This is a genomic window from Gallibacterium sp. ZY190522 (assembly GCF_054166015.1).
Genome location: NZ_CM135118.1, coordinates 1,794,903 through 1,816,328 on the forward strand (window position 1 = coordinate 1,794,903; position 21,426 = coordinate 1,816,328).

The 21,426-nt window shown below is 40.5% G+C and carries 16 protein-coding genes; 11 read left to right on the forward strand and 5 right to left on the reverse strand.

All coding sequences use genetic code 11. The features are described 5' to 3' along the window. The first annotated feature begins 74 nt into the window (after positions 1-74). From galU to ACXPAV_RS08735, 4 genes are all read left to right on the forward strand, one after another. Entirely contained in the window at positions 75-962 is an 888-nt protein-coding gene (gene galU / locus ACXPAV_RS08720; RefSeq protein WP_416101204.1) for a UTP--glucose-1-phosphate uridylyltransferase GalU, read from the forward strand. 358 nt (positions 963-1,320) lie between these two features. Continuing rightward, the gene (gene glpT / locus ACXPAV_RS08725) at positions 1,321-2,778 is read left to right on the forward strand and encodes a glycerol-3-phosphate transporter (protein WP_065230876.1); all 1,458 of its coding nucleotides are present in this window, start codon (positions 1,321-1,323) and stop codon (positions 2,776-2,778) included. Between the two features lie 138 nt (positions 2,779-2,916). Further along, the gene (gene glpQ / locus ACXPAV_RS08730; protein WP_458003275.1) at positions 2,917-4,011 is read left to right on the forward strand and encodes a glycerophosphodiester phosphodiesterase; all 1,095 of its coding nucleotides are present in this window, start codon (positions 2,917-2,919) and stop codon (positions 4,009-4,011) included. A gap of 192 nt (positions 4,012-4,203) precedes the next feature. Then, positions 4,204-4,533 carry a ComEA family DNA-binding protein gene (locus ACXPAV_RS08735; RefSeq protein WP_039086546.1) on the forward strand — a complete coding sequence of 110 codons (330 nt, stop codon included), beginning with the start codon at positions 4,204-4,206 and terminating at the stop codon, positions 4,531-4,533. 81 nt (positions 4,534-4,614) lie between these two features. Here ACXPAV_RS08735 and fis read toward each other — a convergent pair whose 3' ends face one another. Both fis and dusB read right to left on the reverse strand, forming a co-directional pair. Next, positions 4,615-4,911, reverse strand: a complete 297-nt coding sequence (gene fis, locus ACXPAV_RS08740; protein ID WP_013746362.1) for a DNA-binding transcriptional regulator Fis — start codon at positions 4,909-4,911, stop codon at positions 4,615-4,617. Between the two features lie 28 nt (positions 4,912-4,939). Next, entirely contained in the window at positions 4,940-5,914 is a 975-nt protein-coding gene (dusB, locus tag ACXPAV_RS08745; protein WP_013746363.1) for a tRNA dihydrouridine synthase DusB, read from the reverse strand. 326 nt (positions 5,915-6,240) lie between these two features. Here dusB and ACXPAV_RS08750 point away from each other — a divergent pair, with 326 nt between their 5' ends. The 6 genes from ACXPAV_RS08750 to ACXPAV_RS08775 all read left to right on the forward strand — a co-directional run bounded on the left by ACXPAV_RS08750 (position 6,241) and on the right by ACXPAV_RS08775 (position 14,072). After that, entirely contained in the window at positions 6,241-9,282 is a 3,042-nt protein-coding gene (locus ACXPAV_RS08750; protein WP_458003276.1) for a glycoside hydrolase family 2 TIM barrel-domain containing protein, read from the forward strand. 212 nt (positions 9,283-9,494) lie between these two features. Next, positions 9,495-10,214 carry a DUF969 domain-containing protein gene (locus tag ACXPAV_RS08755; RefSeq protein ID WP_458003277.1) on the forward strand — a complete coding sequence of 240 codons (720 nt, stop codon included), beginning with the start codon at positions 9,495-9,497 and terminating at the stop codon, positions 10,212-10,214. Continuing rightward, positions 10,214-11,197: a DUF979 domain-containing protein gene (locus tag ACXPAV_RS08760; RefSeq protein WP_013746367.1), complete on the forward strand. Its 984-nt coding sequence runs from the start codon at positions 10,214-10,216 to the stop codon at positions 11,195-11,197. Before ACXPAV_RS08755 ends, ACXPAV_RS08760 begins: the two co-directional genes overlap by 1 nt. Positions 11,198-11,206: 9 nt before the next feature. Continuing rightward, the gene (locus tag ACXPAV_RS08765; RefSeq protein ID WP_458003278.1) at positions 11,207-12,199 is read left to right on the forward strand and encodes a DUF2891 domain-containing protein; all 993 of its coding nucleotides are present in this window, start codon (positions 11,207-11,209) and stop codon (positions 12,197-12,199) included. Positions 12,200-12,609: 410 nt separating this feature from the next. Continuing rightward, on the forward strand, positions 12,610-13,326 hold the full coding sequence (locus ACXPAV_RS08770; protein WP_458004408.1) for an amino acid ABC transporter permease: 717 nt from the start codon (positions 12,610-12,612) through the stop codon (positions 13,324-13,326). Positions 13,327-13,328: 2 nt separating this feature from the next. After that, positions 13,329-14,072 (forward strand): amino acid ABC transporter ATP-binding protein, encoded by a 744-nt coding sequence (locus ACXPAV_RS08775; RefSeq protein WP_458003279.1) that lies wholly within the window; start codon positions 13,329-13,331, stop codon positions 14,070-14,072. A 232-nt stretch (positions 14,073-14,304) separates the two neighbouring features. Here the strand turns inward: ACXPAV_RS08775 and cysS are convergent, their stop codons facing one another. Further along, positions 14,305-15,684 (reverse strand): cysteine--tRNA ligase, encoded by a 1,380-nt coding sequence (cysS, locus tag ACXPAV_RS08780; protein ID WP_458003280.1) that lies wholly within the window; start codon positions 15,682-15,684, stop codon positions 14,305-14,307. A gap of 138 nt (positions 15,685-15,822) precedes the next feature. Between cysS and ACXPAV_RS08785 the strand changes: the two genes are divergently transcribed. Further along, positions 15,823-16,335 carry a peptidylprolyl isomerase gene (locus ACXPAV_RS08785; protein ID WP_013746381.1) on the forward strand — a complete coding sequence of 171 codons (513 nt, stop codon included), beginning with the start codon at positions 15,823-15,825 and terminating at the stop codon, positions 16,333-16,335. Between the two features lie 597 nt (positions 16,336-16,932). Here the strand turns inward: ACXPAV_RS08785 and ACXPAV_RS08790 are convergent. Both ACXPAV_RS08790 and gnd read right to left on the reverse strand, forming a co-directional pair. Then, positions 16,933-19,338, reverse strand: a complete 2,406-nt coding sequence (locus ACXPAV_RS08790; RefSeq protein ID WP_458003281.1) for a glucose/quinate/shikimate family membrane-bound PQQ-dependent dehydrogenase — start codon at positions 19,336-19,338, stop codon at positions 16,933-16,935. Positions 19,339-19,951: 613 nt separating this feature from the next. Next, on the reverse strand, positions 19,952-21,406 hold the full coding sequence (gene gnd / locus ACXPAV_RS08795; RefSeq protein ID WP_039172115.1) for a decarboxylating NADP(+)-dependent phosphogluconate dehydrogenase: 1,455 nt from the start codon (positions 21,404-21,406) through the stop codon (positions 19,952-19,954). Positions 21,407-21,426 lie beyond the last annotated feature (20 nt).

Consider the following 21,426-nt stretch of genomic DNA (forward strand, 5'->3'; position numbering starts at 1 on the left):
CTGTATTAAATAACCGTAACCGCACACAATTGTGCGGTTATTTGTATATATAAAACAACAAAAGGAAATTTTTAATGAAAGCGATTATTCCTGTTGCAGGGTTAGGTACGAGAATGTTGCCGGCAACCAAGGCAATTCCAAAAGAGATGTTGACGATTGCGGACAAGCCGTTAATTCAATATATCGTCAGCGAATGCGTTGCTGCCGGAATTAAAGAAATTATTTTAGTTACACATTCCTCAAAAAATGCGATAGAAAACCACTTTGATACCTCATTTGAACTGGAAACAATGTTGGAAAAACGAGTAAAACGTCAATTATTGGAAGAAGTGCGTTCTATCTGCCCGAAAGATGTCACCATTATGCACGTGCGTCAAGGTTATGCTAAAGGCTTAGGACACGCAGTACTTTGCGGTAAAGCATTAGTAGGAAACGAACCTTTCGCCGTTGTATTGCCAGATGTGGTTTTGGCTGAATTCACCGCCGATCAAAAAACGGAAAACTTAGCGGCAATGATTAAACGTTTTGAACAAACTCACGCCAGCCAAATTATGGTGGCTCCGGTAGCAAAAGAAGATGTTTCCAGCTATGGTATTGTTGACTGTGGCAATGAAGATCTTAGCCTACAGGAAAATGCAGTAATTAAGAATATTGTGGAAAAACCAAGCGTGGATAAAGCCCCTTCCAATTATGCAGTAGTCGGACGTTATGTTTTCTCCGCAGCAATTTGGGATCTACTTGCCAGAACGCCAATTGGTGTCGGTGATGAAATCCAATTAACTGATGCAATTGATATGTTGATTAAACAGGAAACCGTAGAAGCCTTTACAATGAAAGGTAGAACATTCGATTGCGGTGATAAACTCGGTTATATGCAAGCGTTTGTCGAATATAGTTTGCATCATCCTAAATTGGGTGCGGAATTCAAAACTTATTTGAAACAGCTGGCAACTAAGATTTAATTAAAGCATTCACATTAAAAAGTTTTTAATCTCCTTTCAATTAAACAAACCGCCTAAAAATGGCGGTTTACCTCACTGTATCGTCAATTCCTGTCCTTTTGGTGGAGTCTGTCAATTTTCAGGTTATCGCAAAAATATCACTTTTTCATTTCAATAGCTGTTTAAAATTCTTTTTTGCTCATTTATTTGGCTTTTTTAAACCAAAAAATCATAAAGGAAAGAAAAAATATCAAATAATTTGTGATAACGCTCACAAATAATAAATTTGCCAGATAACATTATTTTCGTTTGGTGGTATCCTTATAAACCTTAAAGTTGTTTGCATTACTTAATTTTTATAACAAAAATAGGAGGACGTATGCTTGGTTTTTTAAAACCTTTACCGGAAAAACCTCTGTTACCAGAGGATAAAATCGATCCAACGTATAGACGTTTACGTTGGCAAGTCTTTATGGGAATTTTCTTTGGTTATGCCGCTTATTATTTTGTGCGCAGTAATTTTGACTTAGCACAGAAAGGGTTAATTGAAGCTGGTATGTATACCAAAACGGAATTAGGTGTTATTGGTATTGCACCGGGATTAGCCTATGGTTTATCAAAATTCTTTATGGCTACTGTTTCTGACCGTGCAAATCCGAAAGCATTTTTACCGTTTGGTTTGATGTTGTCTGGTTTGTGTATGACATTAATGGGATTAGTGCCTTGGGCAACTTCAGGTATCCTCATTATGTTTATTCTTTTATTCCTCAATGGTTGGTTCCAAGGAATGGGTTGGCCACCTTGCGGTAAAACAATGGTGCACTGGTGGTCACAAAAAGAACGCGGAACTATCGTATCTATTTGGAATACCGCACATAACCTTGGAGGTATGGTGCCAGCTGTATTAGTTGGTCTGGCAAGTATGATTTATGCAGCTAACCACCCTGAAGTAGCGAAAGTAACTTTCGGTCACGTTTGGCAACAAGCGCTTTACTATCCAGGTATTGCAGCAATGGTAGCAGCTGTTATCATCTATTTTGTAATGAAAGATACTCCTCAATCTTGCGGTTTGCCACCAATTGAAGTGTATAAAAATGATTATCCTGAAAACTACGATGCGAAAAAATCAGAACAAACTTTAAGCACAAAAGAGATTCTTTTAAACTATGTGTTGAAAAATCGTTTGTTATGGTACATCGCAATTGCTAACGTATTCGTTTACTTAATTCGTTATGGTGTTTTGAAATGGTCACCAGTTTATTTGGGAGAAGTAAAACACTTTGATATTAAAGCCACTGCATCTGCTTATGCTATTTATGAATTTGCGGCAATTCCTGGCACATTAATTTGTGGATGGGTATCTGATAAAGTGTTTAAAGGTAAACGTGGTTTAACTGGTTTCGTATTTATGGTGATGGTAACTATTGCGGTTGTTGTCTTCTGGTTAAATCCAGCAACTCCAGCAGACCAAATAGCATATTACTCAACATTACCTTGGTATAAAAACCCATATCAATTAACTGACTTCATTATGATGACTATTATCGGTTTCTTGATTTACGGCCCAGTAATGCTAATCGGTTTACACGCACTTGAATTGGCACCGAAAAAAGCAGCTGGTACATCTGCTGGTTTCACCGGTTTATTCGGTTACTTAGGCGGTACAGTTGCAGCAAGTGCAGTTATTGGTTGGGCAGCAGATAAATATGGTTGGGACGGCGGCTTCTATATTATGATTGGCGGTTCTGTTATAGCCTGTTTATTAATGCTTGTTACTATGATGGAAGAAGGCAAACATAAAGCAAAAATTGCCAGAGAAGATCGTTACGGTAACTAATTCTAAATTTAAAAGGCGATAACTTGGGGGTGTCGCCTTTTTTACCTCTAAATTTGATAATCGTAACTGATAAAGTCTATTCATTAATTATTCCGTTTTAAAGGGAAATATTTTCAACAATAAGTAAAGGGGAAAACTATGAAACTGAAACATGTTGTAGTGGCATTAATGGGCGTTGGTTTATTAGCAGGTTGTGCAGCACAATCAGCAACACAAACAGTATCTTGCGATAAAAAACTGGTAATTGCTCATCGTGGAGCAAGTGGTTATTTACCAGAACATACTCTGGAATCTAAGGCATTGGCATTTGGACAGAATGCTGATTATCTGGAACAAGACTTAGTGATGACAAAAGATAACCATCTGATAGTAATTCACGATCACTTCTTAGATGGTTTGACCGATGTAGCGAAGAAATTCCCGAATCGTCATCGTAAGGATGGAAAATATTATGTAATGGATTTCACCTTGGCTGAAATTAAAACACTTAATATGACCGAAAACTTCAAAACCGAAAATGGTAAACAAGTTCAAGTTTATCCTGATCGTTTTCCAATGTGGAAATCTAATTTCAAAATCCACACTTTTGAAGAAGAACTTGAATTTATTCAAGGTTTAGAAAAATCAACCGGTAAGAAAATTGGTATTTATCCTGAAATTAAAGCGCCTTGGTTGCATCATCAAGAAGGTAAAGATATTGCATTGGCTACCTTAAAAGTGTTGAAAAAATATGGCTATACCGACAAAAACGATCGCGTTTACTTGCAAACCTTCGATTTTAATGAGCTAAAACGCATTAAAACTGAATTGGAGCCGAAGTTAGGAATGGATTTAAAACTGGTACAATTAATTGCTTATAGCGATTGGCACGAAACCGAAGAGAAAAATGCACAAGGCAAATGGGTAAATTACAGTTATGATTGGATGTTCAAACCGGGTGCAATGGAGGAAATCGCAAAATATGCCGATGGTGTTGGTCCGGGCTGGTATATGTTGGTTGATGATGAAAAATCAACATTAGGCAACATTAAATATACGCCAATGGTTAAAGAGGTGGCTGCCCAAAAATTGGAATTGCACCCTTATACCGTGCGTAAAGATGCTTTACCAAAATATATGGCCAATGTGAATGAAATGTATGATGCATTGTTCAATAAAGCCGGTGCGACCGGATTATTCACAGATTTCCCTGATTTAGCGGTTAAATTCTTAGCAAATCAGTGCAAGAAATAGCCGACAATAAGTTGCGAAAATTTAAATCCGTTCAATAAGGTTAAATATTGAGCGGATTTTTATTACTCAATTTCTTTTTTGCGATCAGCTTCCCACTTTTTTAACAACAACATCGCTGAATAGGGTTGCCTTATAGAAAATAGCATTGCCAGATCTAATGGCACCTATAGTTGATAATTTATGAGGTAACTTATGAAATTAAAACATTTATTTGCGTTAACTTTCGGTTCACTAGCACTGTTGTCCGGTTCGGTTGCGGTAGCGGAAAGCGCCAATCCGCCGCCGGCAACTGAAACGGCACAACTCCAACAGGCGGCACAGAGCGACAAAGTGAATCTGAATAATGCTACTGCTGATCAGCTACAAAAAGGCTTGGTCGGCATTGGTGCGAAAAAGGCACAGGCGATTGTCGAGTATCGTGAGCAGCACGGGCCGTTTGTTTCTGTGGAACAGATTACGGAAGTAAAAGGAATCGGTTCAGCTATTTTTGAAAAAAATAAAGATCGTCTAGCGATTGAATGATTGCATCATTAAACAAAAGAAAATTGCTCCTAACTTTACCGCTAGGAGCAATTTTTTCATCATCTGAAATTCAGTTCAGGATCAACCCATACCGTATTTTTTTAATTTTTTACGTAATGTACCGCGGTTAATGCCTAACATTGTTGCTGCACGAGTTTGGTTACCACGCGTATATTGCATAACCATATCCAACATTGGATGCTCAACTTCCGCTAATACGAGTTCATAAAGATCATTAACGTCTTGACCATTTAATTGCGCCAAATAATTTTTTAATGCTTGTTTTACAGAGTCACGTAATGGTTTATTTGTTACTTGTGCCTGTGCATTTAACGTTGAAACGGTTAATGCATCAGCATTGCTACGTTGTTCTAACATTTTTTCCCTTTTTATTACTTTATTATGATCACGACATAGGTCGGATTGAACACAAAAATTCTTCCAACGCCGTTAATTGATCGCTCGGATTGGTTAAGGCGTTAAAAGATCGCTTAAAATCAGAAACAGGAGAAAGTCGATCCAAATACCAGGCTACGTGTTTACGTGCGATACGATAACCTTTTTCCGCACCATAAAATTGATGCAAAGCGGCAATATGTTGCAAAATAACAGTTTTCTTTTCAGAAAACGGCACTTGTTGCACAACTTTACTCGTTTCTAATAATTCGGTAATTTCTCGAAAAATCCACGGATTGCCCAGTGCACCACGTCCAAGCATAATCGCATCGGCTTCGGTGTAATCCAAGACATATTTCGCTTTTTCCGCAGAATCAATATCGCCATTGGCAATGACTGGAATTGACACCGCTTTTTTCACCGCTTTGATGCTGTCGTATTCCGCCTCGCCATTGAACAGGCAAGCTCTTGTCCTTCCGTGAATCGAAAGGGCTTGAATACCGGCATCTTGTGCGATTTTAGCGATTAAAACACAGTTTTTATGTTGTTGATCCCAACCTGTTCTTATTTTTAACGTGACCGGAACATCAACCGCACTCACCACTGCATTTAAAATCTTGGCAACCAGATCAGGATATTGCAACAGCGCTGAACCGGCTAATTTTCGATTTACTTTTTTAGCAGGGCAACCCATATTAATATCAATAATCTCGGCACCATAACCAACGTTTACTTGCGCTGCCTGAGCCATCTCATCCGGATCACTGCCGGCAATCTGCACGGCGTTAATTCCGATTTGCGGATGATGCGCTAAACGTAATTTGGATTTTTCGGTATGCCACACATCCGGATTGGTCGACATCATTTCCGAGAATGTCAATGCCGCCCCATATTGAGAACAAATCCGCCGAAACGGGAGATCAGTAATCCCAGCCATAGGTGCTAAGATAACCGGATTTTTCAAACTGAATTGACCAATCTGCACGCTTAATTACCTATTGCTGTACTACTTCTACTTTCTCATTATGCTGAATCTGAATGATGACAAAATCGCCAGCCTTGAAGACTGAAACGGTCGCTTATCATACGCACTTTTGTTCAATTAGTGAAGAGTTAAATCGTATTTATCGCAGAAAAAGTGTCTTTTTTTTCGTCTTAAATTGCTGAAACTTTAAACAGAACGATTTTTTTGCAAATTCGTTACCAAATTTGATCAAACTTGATTGCGAAAAGCAACGGAAAAAAGGAAGATGGGCATTTTTCAACACCATTTTTGTCGTTCCACCTTTAAAGGATTAAAAAGGAGAAAATATGCCGTTGCAACCGAGTTTAGATTGGTTATCCGATCCGTCCGTTTTTGCGGTTAATCGTTTAACTGCACATTCCGATCACAGCTATTATGCCAGCTTGGCACAGGCACAACGCAATGCCGCAATGTCGATGCGTCATTCGCTAAACGGTGAGTGGTATTTTCATTACGCGAAAAATCCACAGTTACAACCACAAGATTTTTATCAATCGGACGTGGATAATCGCAGTTGGTCGACAATTCGTGTGCCGGGGCATATTCAGTTGCAAGGCTTTGCGCAACCGCATTATGTCAATACGATGTACCCTTGGGACGGCAAGGCGGATATTCGCCCACCGGCAATTCCGCAAGACGAAAACGGTGTCGGCAGTTATGTTACCTATTTTTCCGTACCGACCGCGTGGCAATCACAACCGGTTTTTATCTCTTTTCAAGGGGTGGAAACCGCCTTTTATCTTTGGCTTAACGGGCATTTTGTCGGTTATAGCGAAGACTCCTTTACACCGGCGGAATTTGAATTAACCCCTTATTTAAAAACCGGCGAAAATAAATTGGCAGTAGCGGTATACCAGCGCAGCACCGGCAGTTGGTTGGAAGATCAAGACTTTTGGCGTTTTTCCGGTATTTTTCGTGATGTCTATCTTTACACCATTCCCAAAATCCACCTCTATGATTTGGAGATCAAACAACAGATTTCTGAAAACCTGCAAACAGCGGAAATTCTGATCAAAGGACAATTTTCAACGCACAGTGAAAACGCAAAAACAGTACAAATAATGTTGTGCGATCAAGAGGGCACCACGCTTGCCACCACCGAACAACAGCTGACAACAACAACCTTCAGTGCATCCTTGCCGGTTGCCAATCCACATTTATGGAGTGCCGAATCGCCCTATCTTTATCAGCTTTATATCCAAATTTTCGACCGACATCATAAATTGATTGAAGTGATCCCGCAGCCGGTCGGTTTACGCCGTTTTGAAATGAAAAACGGCGTGATGTGCTTGAATGGAAAACGCATTATGTTCAAAGGCGTCAATCGCCACGAATTTCACCACCAACGTGGACGTGCCATCAACGAACAGGATATGTTGGCGGATATCCAAATTTTGAAACAACATAATATCAATGCGGTCAGAACCTCACATTATCCAAATCAAAGCCGTTGGTATCAATTGTGCGATCAATACGGCATCTATCTGATTGATGAAACCAACCTTGAAACACACGGATCGTGGCAAAAAATGGGGCAAGTCGAGCCGTCTTGGAATATTCCGGGCAGTGATTTACGTTGGAACGAGATCGTATTGGATCGGGCAAAATCGATGTATGAACGCGACAAAAATCATCCATCGATTTTAATTTGGTCGTGCGGTAATGAGTCCTACGCCGGCGAAGTTTTACGCAATGTTGCCAACTATTTTCGTGAAAAAGATCCGCAACGTTTAGTGCATTACGAAGGCGTTTTCCATTGTCGTGAATTCGATCAAATCAGCGATATGGAGAGCCGAATGTATGCCAAACCGCACGAAATTGAGCAATATTTACAACAAAATCCGCAAAAGCCCTATATCAGCTGCGAATTCAGCCACGCAATGGGCAACTCAAACGGCAATTTACACAAATATATTGAGCTGGAAAAATATGCACAATATCAAGGCGGTTTTATTTGGGATTTTATCGATCAAGCCTTATTGCACAAAGATCGCTACGGCAACGATTATTTGGCTTATGGCGGTGATTTTGACGATCGCCCGACCGATCGTAATTTCTGCTGTAACGGTTTGATCTTCGCCGATCGCCGCTTATCGCCGAAAATGCAAGAAGTGAAATTCCTCTACCAAAATATCAAACTCTACCCACAAAAAGATAAGGTATTGATTAAAAACGAAAATCTTTTTATCGATACGCAAGATTACTACTTTGTGGCAACGTTGCGTCTTGATGGCGAAATTAAACAAAGTTACCGTTTTGATGCGCTTATTGCAGCACAAACGGAACGGCTAGTGCCACTGCATTGGGATGAATATAATTGGCTTGAGAATGGTGAATATTGCGTAGCAGTCAGCGTGCATTTAAAACAGAAAACCTTGTGGGCAGCGGCAGACAGCGAACTGGGTTTCGGGCAGTTTATTGTTGCGCAAACCGCTAATAAAACCCAAGAATCACAAATAACGGCATTACCACCGCTAAAAATGGTCGTGGGCGATATTAATGTCGGCGTGTTTGGCGATCATTTTTCTGCACTGTTTTCACGACAGGAAGGCAGCCTAATTTCATTAAAATTTGGCGATAACGAACTAATCAAAACGGCACCGATGCCATTATTCTGGCGTGCAACCACCGACAATGACCGTGGCACAAACAGACGTTTTAAAGCCGGTTACTGGTTAATGGCAAGCCAATGCGGACGCTGCCAGAAAATGGATTGGCAACGTCACCAAGACGGCAGCGTCAGTGTCAGCTTTGACTATATTTATCCGATTTATCAACAACTTAGAGTCACAGTAAGCTATCACATCCGCTGTAACGGCGAGATCAAAGTGCATTGCCATTATAAAGGGGAAGCCGGTTTACCTGATTTACCGACTTTCGCTTTGAGCTTCCGCGTTGCTGCCGACTATCAACATTTACGTTGGTATGCGCTCGGCGAAGCAGAAAATTATCAGGATCGTTGTAGCGGCACAAAATTGAAAATTTTTGAAAACAACGTTAAAGATAACTACACCTTTTATACTATTCCACAAGAGTGTGGGAATCGCACTGGCGTACGTTGGGTGGAGTGTCGTCAATCAGCAGGCGGTTTTAAAATCGAAGCCATAGATAAACCGTTATCCTGCAATTTCTTGCCTTATACTGCTTTTGAATTGGAACAGGCACAACACCATTATGAATTACCGCCAATACATTATACTGTTGTGACAATTGCCGCCCAACAGATGGGGGTTGGTGGTGATGACAGCTGGGGTGCGGAAGTACATCCGGAATATTGCCTGCCGGCGGATGGTGAACTCTCTTTTGCTTTTGTAATCAAGGTAGTGTAGCTTTTATTAAAACTTTACTTTAGACCTTATAGGGAATCTTATTCAGAAAACGAAACTCTAAATGAAAAATTCCAACACAGATCACAAAAACAATTATGTAACCTTATTTACATATTATTAACCCTCCGATATAGTGTTTAAATGTTGATGATTAAATCAGCAAACTATCTGATAAACACATCGTATTTTCATTTTTTAGGAGGATTACACTTATGGATAGTGCAACTTTGCTCCCTCTTATCGGCATCCCTATTGTTGTAATAGGGTTTGCCCTTCGCTTCAATCCATTACTGGTTGTTGTTATTGCTGGCATAGCGACCGGTTTAATGGTTGGAATGGATTTTGGAATGTTGCTTGAAACTTTTGGTGAGAAATTTATCAATAGCCGTTCATTAGCTACTTTTATTTTGATTTTACCTGTAATAGGTTTGCTTGAATATTATGGTTTAAAAGAACGTGCGCAGGCTTGGGTTGCGAAAATAGCCAGCGCCACTTCGGCACGTATTCTAATACTCTATTTTGTGGTACGAGAAGGAACAGCAGCATTAGGATTAATGTCTTTAGGTGGACACGCTCAAACCGTACGCCCCCTGCTTGCACCAATGGCAGAAGGTGCTGCACTGAATAAATATGGTGATTTACCACAACATATCCGTGACAAGATCAAAGCACACTCTGCCGCTTGCGACAATATTGCCGTTTTCTTTGGAGAAGATATTTTTATTGCTTTCGGGGCAGTATTGCTGATTGATGCATTTTTGAAAGAAAACGGTATTACCAATATTGAACCATTACATATCGGACTTTGGGCAATTCCAACCGCTATTGCAGCATTAATCATTCATATGTTCCGCCTTGTTCGTTTAGATGCTGCTATTCATCGAGATGTCATAGCGTGGCAAGCGCAACAGGAAAAAAGAGGTATAAAATAATGACAACCTTACTTTCAATTAATGGTGTTTACTATTTGATTGGTTTTGTAGTAATGATTTTAGTCGTGATGACATTACGTGATAAAGCCAATCCGAAACGATTCACAACTGCACTGTTCTGGTTTTTATTTGGCAGTACATTTCTCTTTACAGATTTAATGATTGATTTGTTTGGTAAATCAATCACCTATCGTATTGTTGGTATAGAAGTGATTATTATTGCTCTGCTTGCTGGTTGTGGTTTAGTAGGTAAAGGGCATTATCCGATGTCGAACGATCAACAGCGTGAACAATCCGCTATAAAACTGGGGAATTGGTTGTTTTTACCTGCATTATTAATTCCTATTGTCACAGTTATCGGCACAGTCGGATTAAAAGGTATTTCTGTTGGCGGTATTTTTTTATTAGATCAAAAATACCTAACTTTAGCTTCGCTTTGTATCGCCTGTATTACAGCAATTTTAGTAGGTTGGAAATTAACCGGTGGTACGCCGTTACACGCAATTCGTCAATCACGTCGCTTAGTGGATACCATTGGTTGGGCTGCTATTTTACCGCAAATGTTGGCAATGCTAGGAGGTGTATTTGTGGCAGCAAATACCGGTGATTCTGTTCAAAAAGTGGTTAGCTTATTTATCGACCCCAATAACCGTTTTTTGCTGGTTTTAACTTACTGTGTTGGTATGGCGTTATTTACAATGGTAATGGGTAACGCATTTGCTGCTTTCCCTGTATTAAGTGCCGGCATTGCATTACCGTTTTTAGTCTTAACTCATCAAGCCGATCCTGCACCGCTGTTTGCAATCGGAATGTATGCTGGTTATTGTGGCACTTTAATGACGCCAATGGCAGCGAACTTTAACATTGTGCCAGCAGCATTACTGGAATTACAAGACAAATACCAAGTGATTAAAGTGCAGATTCCATCCGCTGTCAGTATCTTAATTGCCAATATTTTATTAATGTATTTTATTGTTTTCTAAGGAGATATTATGAAGTTAACACAACAACAGGCATTTGAATTTGCTAATATGCCACTCACCTTTTTAAGGCAAGAATATCCAAATCATATTATGCATTTATTAAACAGTGAGAAAGATATTTTATCTCCCCGTCAACTACACCCTATTTTTTATGGTTGTTTTGACTGGCACTCCGCAGTACACGGTTATTGGTTATTATTACGCTGCTTAAAAATCTATCCGGATCTGGCGTGCAAAAATGACATTATTCAACTCTTTACTGAACACTTTACTAAGGAAAATGTAGCACAGGAACTTGCTTATTTCCAAGCACCTTTTCGTGCTTCTTTTGAACGCCCTTATGGTTACAGCTGGTTGTTAGCATTGGCACAGGAACTAAAACAATCCACCTTAAAGGAAGCCCAAACGTGGTATCAAACATTACAACCATTGACTCAAGATCTGCGTAATCGTCTAATTGAGTATCTCAACAAATTAAGCTATCCGATTCGTGTTGGAACTCATTTTAATACTGCATTCGCACTTGTATTGGCGTTGGATTACACTAAAGCCCTCAAGGATCAAGAATTGGAACAATCAATATTAAATGCTTGTAAACGTTTTTACTTGGATGATAGTAATTATCCGGCACAATATGAACCTGCGGGAGATGACTATCTTTCCGGCGCATTAACTGAAGCATTATTGATGAGTAAAATAATAACCAATTTTACTCAATGGTTTGATCGTTTTTTACCAAATACGCAACTTCAACGTTTACTACATCCGGCGGAAGTAAGTGATCGTACTGATCCGAAAATTGCTCATTTAGACGGTTTAAATTTAAGCCGTGCTTGGTGTTTTAAAGATATAGCTCGTTCATTACCGGTAGATCATACTTTGCAACCTGTTTTACAAAAAGCAATTATGGATCACCTGAACGCAAGTTTACAGCACGTTGTCGGCAGCCATTACAGTGGTGCTCACTGGCTGGCAAGTTTTGCCGTATTGGCATTAGAATGAAGCTTGATTTCAAGCTACTAATAAGTTTAAAAGATTCTCCATTTTCTACGGTATAAAATGAAGAACAGCAAATGATTAATTAGGGCGTTTTTTCTTGCACGAGCAAAAATAAAATCGCCCTTTTTATGAAACTAAAAATAAAGTCTGAATATTGCTACAGTAAAAATCGATCAATGAATACAAGGCCACAGAAACATCCTCCACGAAACTATCATAACCTATGATAACATTGTCTTTTTTGTAAAAATTTCTAAAAACTAACACCCATATTGCAGAAATAGCAATATCCAAACAAAATTTTTAAATAAAATATTAACAGAAAGGCAAAAGAAAGGTAAATTAATCCATTTCCCAATAATTTTATGGAGTAGATATTAGTGAGTAGTTCAATTACGGAATCCATTTCCGCGATTTTTCACTTGATTTTGAGTAATCTGCCGTGGATGGATGATAATAAAGCAACCATTGCGATTGATGCATTCTTCCCAATGTTGCAAGGGATGATTCTTTACACCATTCCATTAACCATTATTTCATTTATTGTCGGAATGGTGATTGCGTTGGCGATTGCATTGCTTCGAGTTACACCTCGCAAACATTTTCTACATAAAATCGCTTATGCACTTTCCAGTTTTTACATTTCAGCAATTCGTGGAACACCGTTATTAGCACAGCTATTTATTATTTTCTATGCACTACCGAATGTAGGCATCACACTCGATCCGCTCCCGACAGCAATTATTGCCTTTTCATTAAACACTGGGGCTTATGCATCCGAAACGGTGCGAGCAGCGATTTTATCCGTACCGAAAGGGCAATGGGAAGCCGGTTATACTATTGGAATGAGTTATTGGCAAAACTTTTTTCGTATCATCGCTCCTCAAGCATTACGAGTAGCTGTACCACCGCTTTCTAATAGCTTTATCGGTTTATTAAAAGAAACCTCACTTGCCAGCGTAGTGTTAGTGCCGGAAATGATGCGTCAGGCAAATGTGATCTCTTCACGCACCTATGAATTTTTGTTGGTTTATTGCGAAGCAGCATTAATTTATTGGATTGTCTGTGCCATTCTCGGCTATGCACAACAACGTCTTGAAAAACATTTTGAACGTTATGTAGCGAGGTAATTATGTTATCAATCAATAATTTACATAAATCCTTCGGTGATCACGAAGTGTTAAAAGGGATCGATATACGCATTAATAAAGGTGAAGTGATTGTGTTGCTCGGTGCTTCCGGTTCAGGCAAAACCACGCTATTGCGTTGTTTAAATGTTTTGGAAACGCCGGATGCTGGCACACTGACATTTGATGACAGCTCATTGTCGATTGATTTTTCACAGCCGTTAACTAAAGAAAAAATTCAGGCATTACGCAAAAAAAGCGGAATGGTTTTCCAGAATTACAACCTGTTTCCGCACAAAACTGCACTGGAAAATATCACTGAAGGGTTGATTGTAGTGCAGAAAATACCTAAAGCTGAAGCGGAGCAGAAAGCACGCCATTTATTGGAACGCGTGGAATTGGCTGATAAAGCTAATTTTTATCCATTTCAGTTATCCGGCGGGCAACAACAGCGTATCGGTATTGCTCGTGCATTAGCGATTGAGCCACAATTAGTGTTATTCGATGAACCAACTTCTGCCCTTGACCCCGAATTGGTACAGGGAATGTTGGCATTGATGAAATCTTTAGCCTCTGAAGGCTGGACAATGGTGATTGTGACACACGAAATTCAATTTGCTCGAGAAGTGGCGGATCAGGTGATTTTGATGGGTGACGGTAAAATTATTGAACAAGGCACACCAGAGCAGCTTTTTGAATACAGCACCAATCCGAGAACAAATGCATTCTTACGTTCGATTCGTCGATAGTTGTTTTGTTTAATTGCTCTTTTGTTTGGAATTGCCTAAAAGCCCCCAACCCACTGACAAGCCCACCTTTTTAGACCTTCTGTCAAAGGTGGGTTTATTTTTTGTCGTTTTATCTCTTTCTCTTGTATTTCTCTTCAAATAGCCTATCAAGCGGTCTTATTTTTAACCTATGGAACATTGCGACAAATTCAAGCATCACACAAAAGGCAGAACTTAAAGCCAAATAAAATCTTTACCCTTTACGCCAAGTCGTACCGTTTGCACCATCCTCAATCACCACGCCCATAGCAGCTAGCTTATCACGTGCGGCATCAGCAGCAGCCCAGTCTTTATTGGCTCTAGCTTGATTACGTTGTGCAATTAATGTTTCAATTATTTTAGTTTCATCATCATCCATACCGGCTTGTAAGAACGTTTCCGGATCTTGATATAACAAGCCCAATACCCCTGCCAACTCTCTTAAACGTGCAGCAAAAGCATCCGTTTGTGGATTCTGTTCTGCTTTTAATTTGTTTAATTCACGTGCCATATCAAATAGAACCGACAACGCACCTGGCGTATTAAAATCATCGTCCATTGCGGCTTTAAAGGCTTCGATAAACTGTTCACCACCGGCAGCAGTAGCATTGACATCAGTGCCTCGTAAGGCGGTGTATAAACGTTCCAATGCTGAATGTGCCAATTTTAAATTCTCTTCGCTGTAATTTAATTGGCTACGATAATGTGCCGTTAACAAGAAATAACGCACGCTTTCCGCATCATAATGTTGTAACACGTCACGGATAGTAAAGAAATTGCCTAACGATTTCGACATTTTCTCTTTATCAACCATAATCATTCCAGAATGCAGCCAATAATTAACATAAGCACCTCCGTGCGCACAGCACGACTGAGCAATTTCATTTTCGTGGTGAGGAAACATCAAATCTGAACCGCCACCGTGAATATCAAAATGTTCACCAAGCTGTTTGCAGTTCATTGCCGAACATTCAATATGCCAACCGGGACGACCTGCCCCCCACGGCGATTGCCAGCTCGGTTCATTCTCTTTTGACATTTTCCACAATACGAAATCCATCGGATTTTTCTTGATATCATTGATCTCAACGCGTGCGCCTGCTTGCAATTGAGATAAATCTTGACGGGATAATTTACCGTATTCTGGGAATGAATCGACATCAAACATCACATCACCATTTTGAGCTACATAGGCGTGCCCGTTATCGATCAATCTTTGCACCAGTGCAATAATTTCTGGAATATGATGTGTAGCTCGTGGCTCAAAATCAGGACGTTGGATATTCAAAGCATCAAAATCTTTATACATTTCTGTTACCATCCGATCAACCAAATGCTCACAGGTTTCGTGATTTTCTAGCGCACGTTTGATAATTTTATCGTCCACATCAGTGATATTACGCACATAAGTCAAGTGGTAACCTAAATAACGTAAATAACGAGCGATAACATCAAAGCTAACAAAAGTACGCCCGTGTCCAATATGACAAAGATCATAGACAGTTACACCGCACACATACATTCCTACCTGATTAGGATGAATAGGGGTAAAAATCTCTTTTTCTCGTTTTAATGTATTAAAAATCTTTAACATATTGATGACCTTACTTTTTTACTCTTTAATCTGATCTCTTTCTCACCACGCTGATATCGTGTTTTTTGCAAAAATAGACCACTTTTACATTTTGTGGAATAATAATGCGATTTTTCACATTATTTAAAGGAATAGCTAATGATAATACTACACACCAATTTTGGCGATATTAAAATTGCATTAAATTTTGAAAAAGCACCGATTACCGCAGAAAACTTCTTAAATTACTGCAAAGAAGGCTTCTACAACAACACCATTTTTCACCGTGTAATCAACGGTTTTATGATTCAAGGTGGTGGAATGGAAACCGGAATGAAAGAGAAAGCGACCAAAGCACCGATTCGCAATGAAGCCAATAACGGGCTTAGTAATAAGCGTGGTACTATCGCAATGGCACGCACTTCCGATCCACATTCTGCTTCTGCACAATTCTTTATCAACGTTGCTGATAACACTTTCTTAGATTACCGTGCAAAACAGATGTTCGGACGTGAAGTCGTACAAGATTGGGGCTATGCTGTGTTCGGTGAAGTGGTTGAAGGAATGGATGTTGTCGATAAAATCAAGGCGGTGAAAACCGGTAATAAAGGTTTCCATCAAGATGTGCCGACAGAAGATGTGGTAATCACTTCCGTTACAGTAGAAGAATAATTTCCTACTATTTTCTTTTCATAGATCTTCAGATAAAAAAATGCCGCTTTTCATCAGCGGCATTTTTGCGTCTGTCTAAAAAGGTGGGCATATGCCCACGTTGTACTACCGATATCAGTTGCATCTTTTTCTCTGTTGTCTACTTTAACTTGACACTATTGACAGTTTCACCATCGCAAACTTTTACCGTCACTAAAAAGCACTTTATCCTCATTCCGCTTCTACCTTATTAAAAACATCGTAACCGGCAACAGTAATAAATTTGATTTCAGTTTCTGCTTTAAAATATACTTCAGGTTTACTCACATTACTATGAAGATCTTGTAACAGGGTTTAGACAATACTACTTACCTGAATAGAAAGTTTACACTCACTATCCACAATTGAAGTAAAGGCTTCATAAGGGTTATTGAATGTAACCTCATGATAAGGATTAGTGAAAAATAACATTAAGCCAAGCATCATATTTTCATTTTTTCTCTTTTGGATAGATTAAATAACAAAAAATAGACCTACGATGAGATTTCATAGATTTATCAATAGACTAAACCACCGCACTTTGTCGGTGGTTTGATGAGGGTTACTCGTAAACGAGAGTTAATCAGGCAAGGCGTAAGCCACGAGGGCGTCGCCGAGTTTGGTGCCAAAGGAACTATGACCGCCTGCCATAATCACGACATATTGTTTGCCGTTTTGCATATAGGTCATTGGCGTGGCTTGACCGCCTGCAGGCAAGCGTGCTTGCCAGAGCTGTTCACCGTTGCTGGCGTTGAAGGCACGAATGTAGTTGTCTTGCGTTGCTGCCACAAACATCACATCGCCTGCGGTGGAAATTACGCCGCCTAAGCCCGGTACGCCGATTTTCAATGGTGGTAGTTGCATCAATTTCGGTAGGCTGTCGCGAATTGTGCCGATGCGTTTTTTCCACACGATTTCTTGGTTGGTTAAATCCACGCCTGCAATATAGCCCCAGCCCGGTTGTTTACAAGGTAAGCCTAGCGGTGAAAGGAAGGGTTCGATGCTGACGCTATATGGCGTGCCATACATCGGTTGGAAACCGCTCTCCGTGCCACTGCCTTTGATGGTTTCTGGGCGATTTGGATCTTCTTTTTTCAATTTCGATACAAATGGCAATGCTAGCGGGTTCATCAAGGCGATTTGGCGATCGCTGTTGAGCGATAAGCCGCCCCATTCAAACACGCCAAGGTTGCCGGGGAACACCAATGTACCGTTTTCAGACGGCGGGGTGTAGATGCCTTGATAGTTCAATTTTTTGAACATAATGCGACAAACCATTTGGTCGAACATTGTCGCGCCCCACATATCTTTGTCACTCAATTTGCCTTTCGGGGCTAAATCCAGCTTGCTAAACGGCTGTGTTGCGGAATAATGTTCGCCCTCAGTTTGTGGACCGAGCAATACTTTTTGCGGTACGGGACGCTCTTCGATTGGCACGAGTGGTTCGCCCGTTTCACGGTTGAGAACAAACAAGTTGCCCGTTTTGGTCAGCACATAAATGGCAGGGATTTTTTGTCCATTCTGTACAAAATCACCCAATGATGGCTGTGATGGCACGTCCATATCCCATAAATCGTGGTGTGTGGTTTGGAAATGCCATAGCAATTTACCCGTGGTGGCATCAAGTGCCAATACGGAATTGGCATAACGCTCTTTCAACTCAGAGCGGTCGCCGCCCCAAATATCTGGCGTGCCAACCCCCGTTGGAATATAGACAATGTCGCGTTCCGCATCATAAGCCAATGGTGCCCACGCATTTGGTGAGTTATGCACATAATCGGTATTTTCACCCGGCATTGCGTTCGGATCTTTCGCGCCCGTGTCAAAAATCCATTTCAATTTGCCACTGTTCACATCATAAGCACGGATCACGCCTGACGGCTCTTTGTTGGATAAATTATCCGTTACCGATCCACCAATAATGATGGTGGAAGCCGTTACCACAGGCGGTGAGGTTGGGTTATAGCCACCTGGGTAGGCGTATGGCATTTTTTTCTTCAGATCGATCGTACCGTTGTCGCCAAAATCGCTACAAGCCTCGCCCGTTTCCGCATTCACTGCGATCAAACGCCCGTCATTCACTGGCAATAAAATTTTACGTGGGCAAACCGCCGATGGCGCACTGTCGCTCAATGCCGCACTTTTCGGATTCATCGCTTTTGACGCGGTTTCATCATAATAAGACACGCCGCGGCAAGTCATATGCTGGAAGCGTTTAGTCGGTGCGAGGTGCGGATCGAACCGCCATAAACGCTTACCTGTCGCTGCGTCCACCGCGTCCAAAAATTGGTGCGTGGTGCATAAATACAGGGTGTCATTCACTTTCAGCGGAGTAACCTCGTAAGTGCCTTCGCCAGAATCCGCATCGGTTTTGAAATCTTCCGTGTGATAAGTCCACGCCACTTGCAGATTTTTCACGTTGTCTTTATTGATTTGAGTGAGCGGTGAATAACGCGTTCCCTCCTGCGTCCGCCCATACGCGGGCCAATCGCCCTCAGCCACACCTGCCACTGGGGTAGCTGGTTCAGGTTGCACGCGAGTGATTGTGCCATTGATTTCCTGCGGATCGTTAAAAATGCTGTATCCCAGCACCGCCAACACCGCCGCCATTACTACACCTAAAGCCTTTTTTGCACTTTTTGCGGATAAAGCACGGTTAGCAACGGGAAGCAACAGCCACACGCCCAGCGCAAACCAAATGTCCAAACGTGGTGCTAACGCCCAAAAATCCGTCCCCACTTCCCACAACGCCCAAATTAGCGTTGCCGCAAAGACAGCCACATAAAGCCATAACGCTGTTGGGCTATTTTTAACCCATAGCTGGGTGATCAGCACAAATAATCCCCCAACGATAAGGTAATAAGGCGATCCACCCAGTGCCACTAACCACCCACCGGCACCAACCAGCACGATGGCAAGCAAGGCAAAAATCACGGCTGTGAGGATTTTTCCCCAACCAGCCCGTGATGTCTGACGTTCTTGCATAAATAAAATTCTCCCTTGAATTTACAATCCAACTGCAACAAACAAATATGTGTTCATCAATTTAATCTATTATTGATTTTTCACACATAACTAAGGGTTAGATAATGAACACTTCCCATGAACATCTTATCCTAACGGAAAGTGAAAAGATAATGGTTTTGTACGCCAAACAGTGCACAATCCTAAACCTTGCTAGACATTTTAAGCGACATAAATCAGCTATTTCGTGAGACAAGGAATAATCAAACTAGCCAGCTATTGCCTCACAAGAAAGAGAAATTTTTATCTCATCAGTGAACCCAGATTCCCCCTAATATTTAAACCTGAAAAATTATTTGTTATCAATCAGTTACAATACAATTTCTCACAGTATTACAAATAAAATCAGTGAAACAATGCAAAATTTCAAGAAAAAGTCAAAAAATTGAATCATCGACCTAGCAAATGTTTAGACTAGTGAACACCTTATGAAGTTTATTTTGATAAGATGTTGTAGTTGGTTTGACAATTCAAACAAAAAAATCTACATCTCTGTGTATTGGACTATAAGTTCAACTTTAGAGATGCAGATCATATAGGCAGAGTTTAGCTAAAAAACAAACCAAGCTACTAATTAAACATCATATGTAGTTGATGCAGTATTACCACCGTGACCAGTCCAGTTAGTGTGGAAAAATTCTCCACGAGGTTTATCAGTACGTTCGTAAGTATGCGCGCCAAAATAGTCACGTTGTGCTTGTAGCAAGTTTGCTGGAAGACGAGCTGTGGTATAACCGTCTAAGAAAGTAAGAGCAGATGCCATACAAGGCATTGGTAACCCGATTTCAATCGCTTTTGCCACCACTTTACGCCAAGAAGGCAAACAATCTTTCAAAATATTGTTGAAATATGGATCTGAGCCTAAGAATACAAGATCAGGATTATTTTCGTAAGCATCTCGAATATTACCTAAGAATGCACTGCGGATAATACAACCTTCACGCCATAATAATGCGGTGTTACCATAGTTAAGATCCCAATGATAAGTTTCAGAAGCTTCACGAATTAACATAAAACCTTGTGCATAAGAGATGATTTTTGATGCCAATAATGCTTGACGTACTGCCTCAATCCACGCTTTTTTATCACCGCTAACCACTTCAATTTTGTTATTGAAAAGTTTGGCTGCCGCTAAACGCTGTTCTTTGAAAGAAGAAACACAACGTGCAAAAACCGCTTCGCTAATTAAAGTTAATGGAATGCCAAGATCTAATGCATTAATACCCGTCCATTTACCTGTTCCCTTCTGTCCAGCAGTATCAAGAATTTTTTCGACTAGCGGCTGACCATCAGTGTCCTTGTAACCAAGAATATCAGCAGTGATATCGATCAAATAGCTGTTTAATTCTGTTTTTTTCCATTCTGTAAAGATGGCTTGCATTTCATCATAACTTAATCCTAAGCCCTCTTTTAAAAATTGATATGCTTCACAGATTAATTGCATATCACCATATTCAATACCATTGTGTACCATTTTTACAAAATGACCGGCACCATCTTTTCCAACCCAATCACAGCAAGGCTCGCCAGCCGGTGTTTTAGCAGCAATCGCTTGTAGAATCGGTTTTACATATGGCCACGCTTCTTCATTTCCACCCGGCATAATAGATGGACCTCGTCTTGCACCTTCTTCACCACCTGAAACGCCTGCACCGACAAAACGGATACCTTTTTCTCTTAATGCTGCAACACGGCGGTTGGTGTCTGGATAGTTTGAGTTACCGCCATCAATAATAATGTCGCCTTGTTCCAAATATGGCACTAGGCTATCGATAAATTTATCCACCACTTCACCAGCACGCACCATTAACATCACTTTACGTGGTTTTTCAAGTTTATCGACTAAATCTTGCAATGAATAAGCACCGATAATATTCGTGCCTTTCGCTGCTCCTTGTAAAAATTCATCCACTTTTGAAGTAGTACGGTTATACGCCACTACTTTAAAACCGTGGTCATTCATATTCAAAATTAAATTTTGCCCCATTACCGCTAAACCGATAACGCCGATATCACCTTTTTGGCTCATATTTTTCTCCTGTTAAATGA

Excerpts from the sequence above, each read along its gene's own strand:
- galU (WP_416101204.1), top strand. The coding sequence starts at position 75 with ATGAAAGCGATTATTCCTGTTGCAGGGTTAGGTACGAGAATGTTGCCG.
- glpT (WP_065230876.1), top strand. The coding sequence starts at position 1,321 with ATGCTTGGTTTTTTAAAACCTTTACCGGAAAAACCTCTGTTACCAGAG.
- glpQ (WP_458003275.1), top strand. The coding sequence starts at position 2,917 with ATGAAACTGAAACATGTTGTAGTGGCATTAATGGGCGTTGGTTTATTA.
- ACXPAV_RS08735 (WP_039086546.1), top strand. The coding sequence starts at position 4,204 with ATGAAATTAAAACATTTATTTGCGTTAACTTTCGGTTCACTAGCACTG.
- fis (WP_013746362.1), bottom strand. The coding sequence starts at position 4,911 with ATGTTAGAACAACGTAGCAATGCTGATGCATTAACCGTTTCAACGTTA.
- ACXPAV_RS08750 (WP_458003276.1), top strand. The coding sequence starts at position 6,241 with ATGCCGTTGCAACCGAGTTTAGATTGGTTATCCGATCCGTCCGTTTTT.
- ACXPAV_RS08755 (WP_458003277.1), top strand. The coding sequence starts at position 9,495 with ATGGATAGTGCAACTTTGCTCCCTCTTATCGGCATCCCTATTGTTGTA.
- ACXPAV_RS08760 (WP_013746367.1), top strand. The coding sequence starts at position 10,214 with ATGACAACCTTACTTTCAATTAATGGTGTTTACTATTTGATTGGTTTT.
- ACXPAV_RS08765 (WP_458003278.1), top strand. The coding sequence starts at position 11,207 with ATGAAGTTAACACAACAACAGGCATTTGAATTTGCTAATATGCCACTC.
- ACXPAV_RS08775 (WP_458003279.1), top strand. The coding sequence starts at position 13,329 with ATGTTATCAATCAATAATTTACATAAATCCTTCGGTGATCACGAAGTG.
- cysS (WP_458003280.1), bottom strand. The coding sequence starts at position 15,684 with ATGTTAAAGATTTTTAATACATTAAAACGAGAAAAAGAGATTTTTACC.
- ACXPAV_RS08785 (WP_013746381.1), top strand. The coding sequence starts at position 15,823 with ATGATAATACTACACACCAATTTTGGCGATATTAAAATTGCATTAAAT.
- ACXPAV_RS08790 (WP_458003281.1), bottom strand. The coding sequence starts at position 19,338 with ATGCAAGAACGTCAGACATCACGGGCTGGTTGGGGAAAAATCCTCACA.
- gnd (WP_039172115.1), bottom strand. The coding sequence starts at position 21,406 with ATGAGCCAAAAAGGTGATATCGGCGTTATCGGTTTAGCGGTAATGGGG.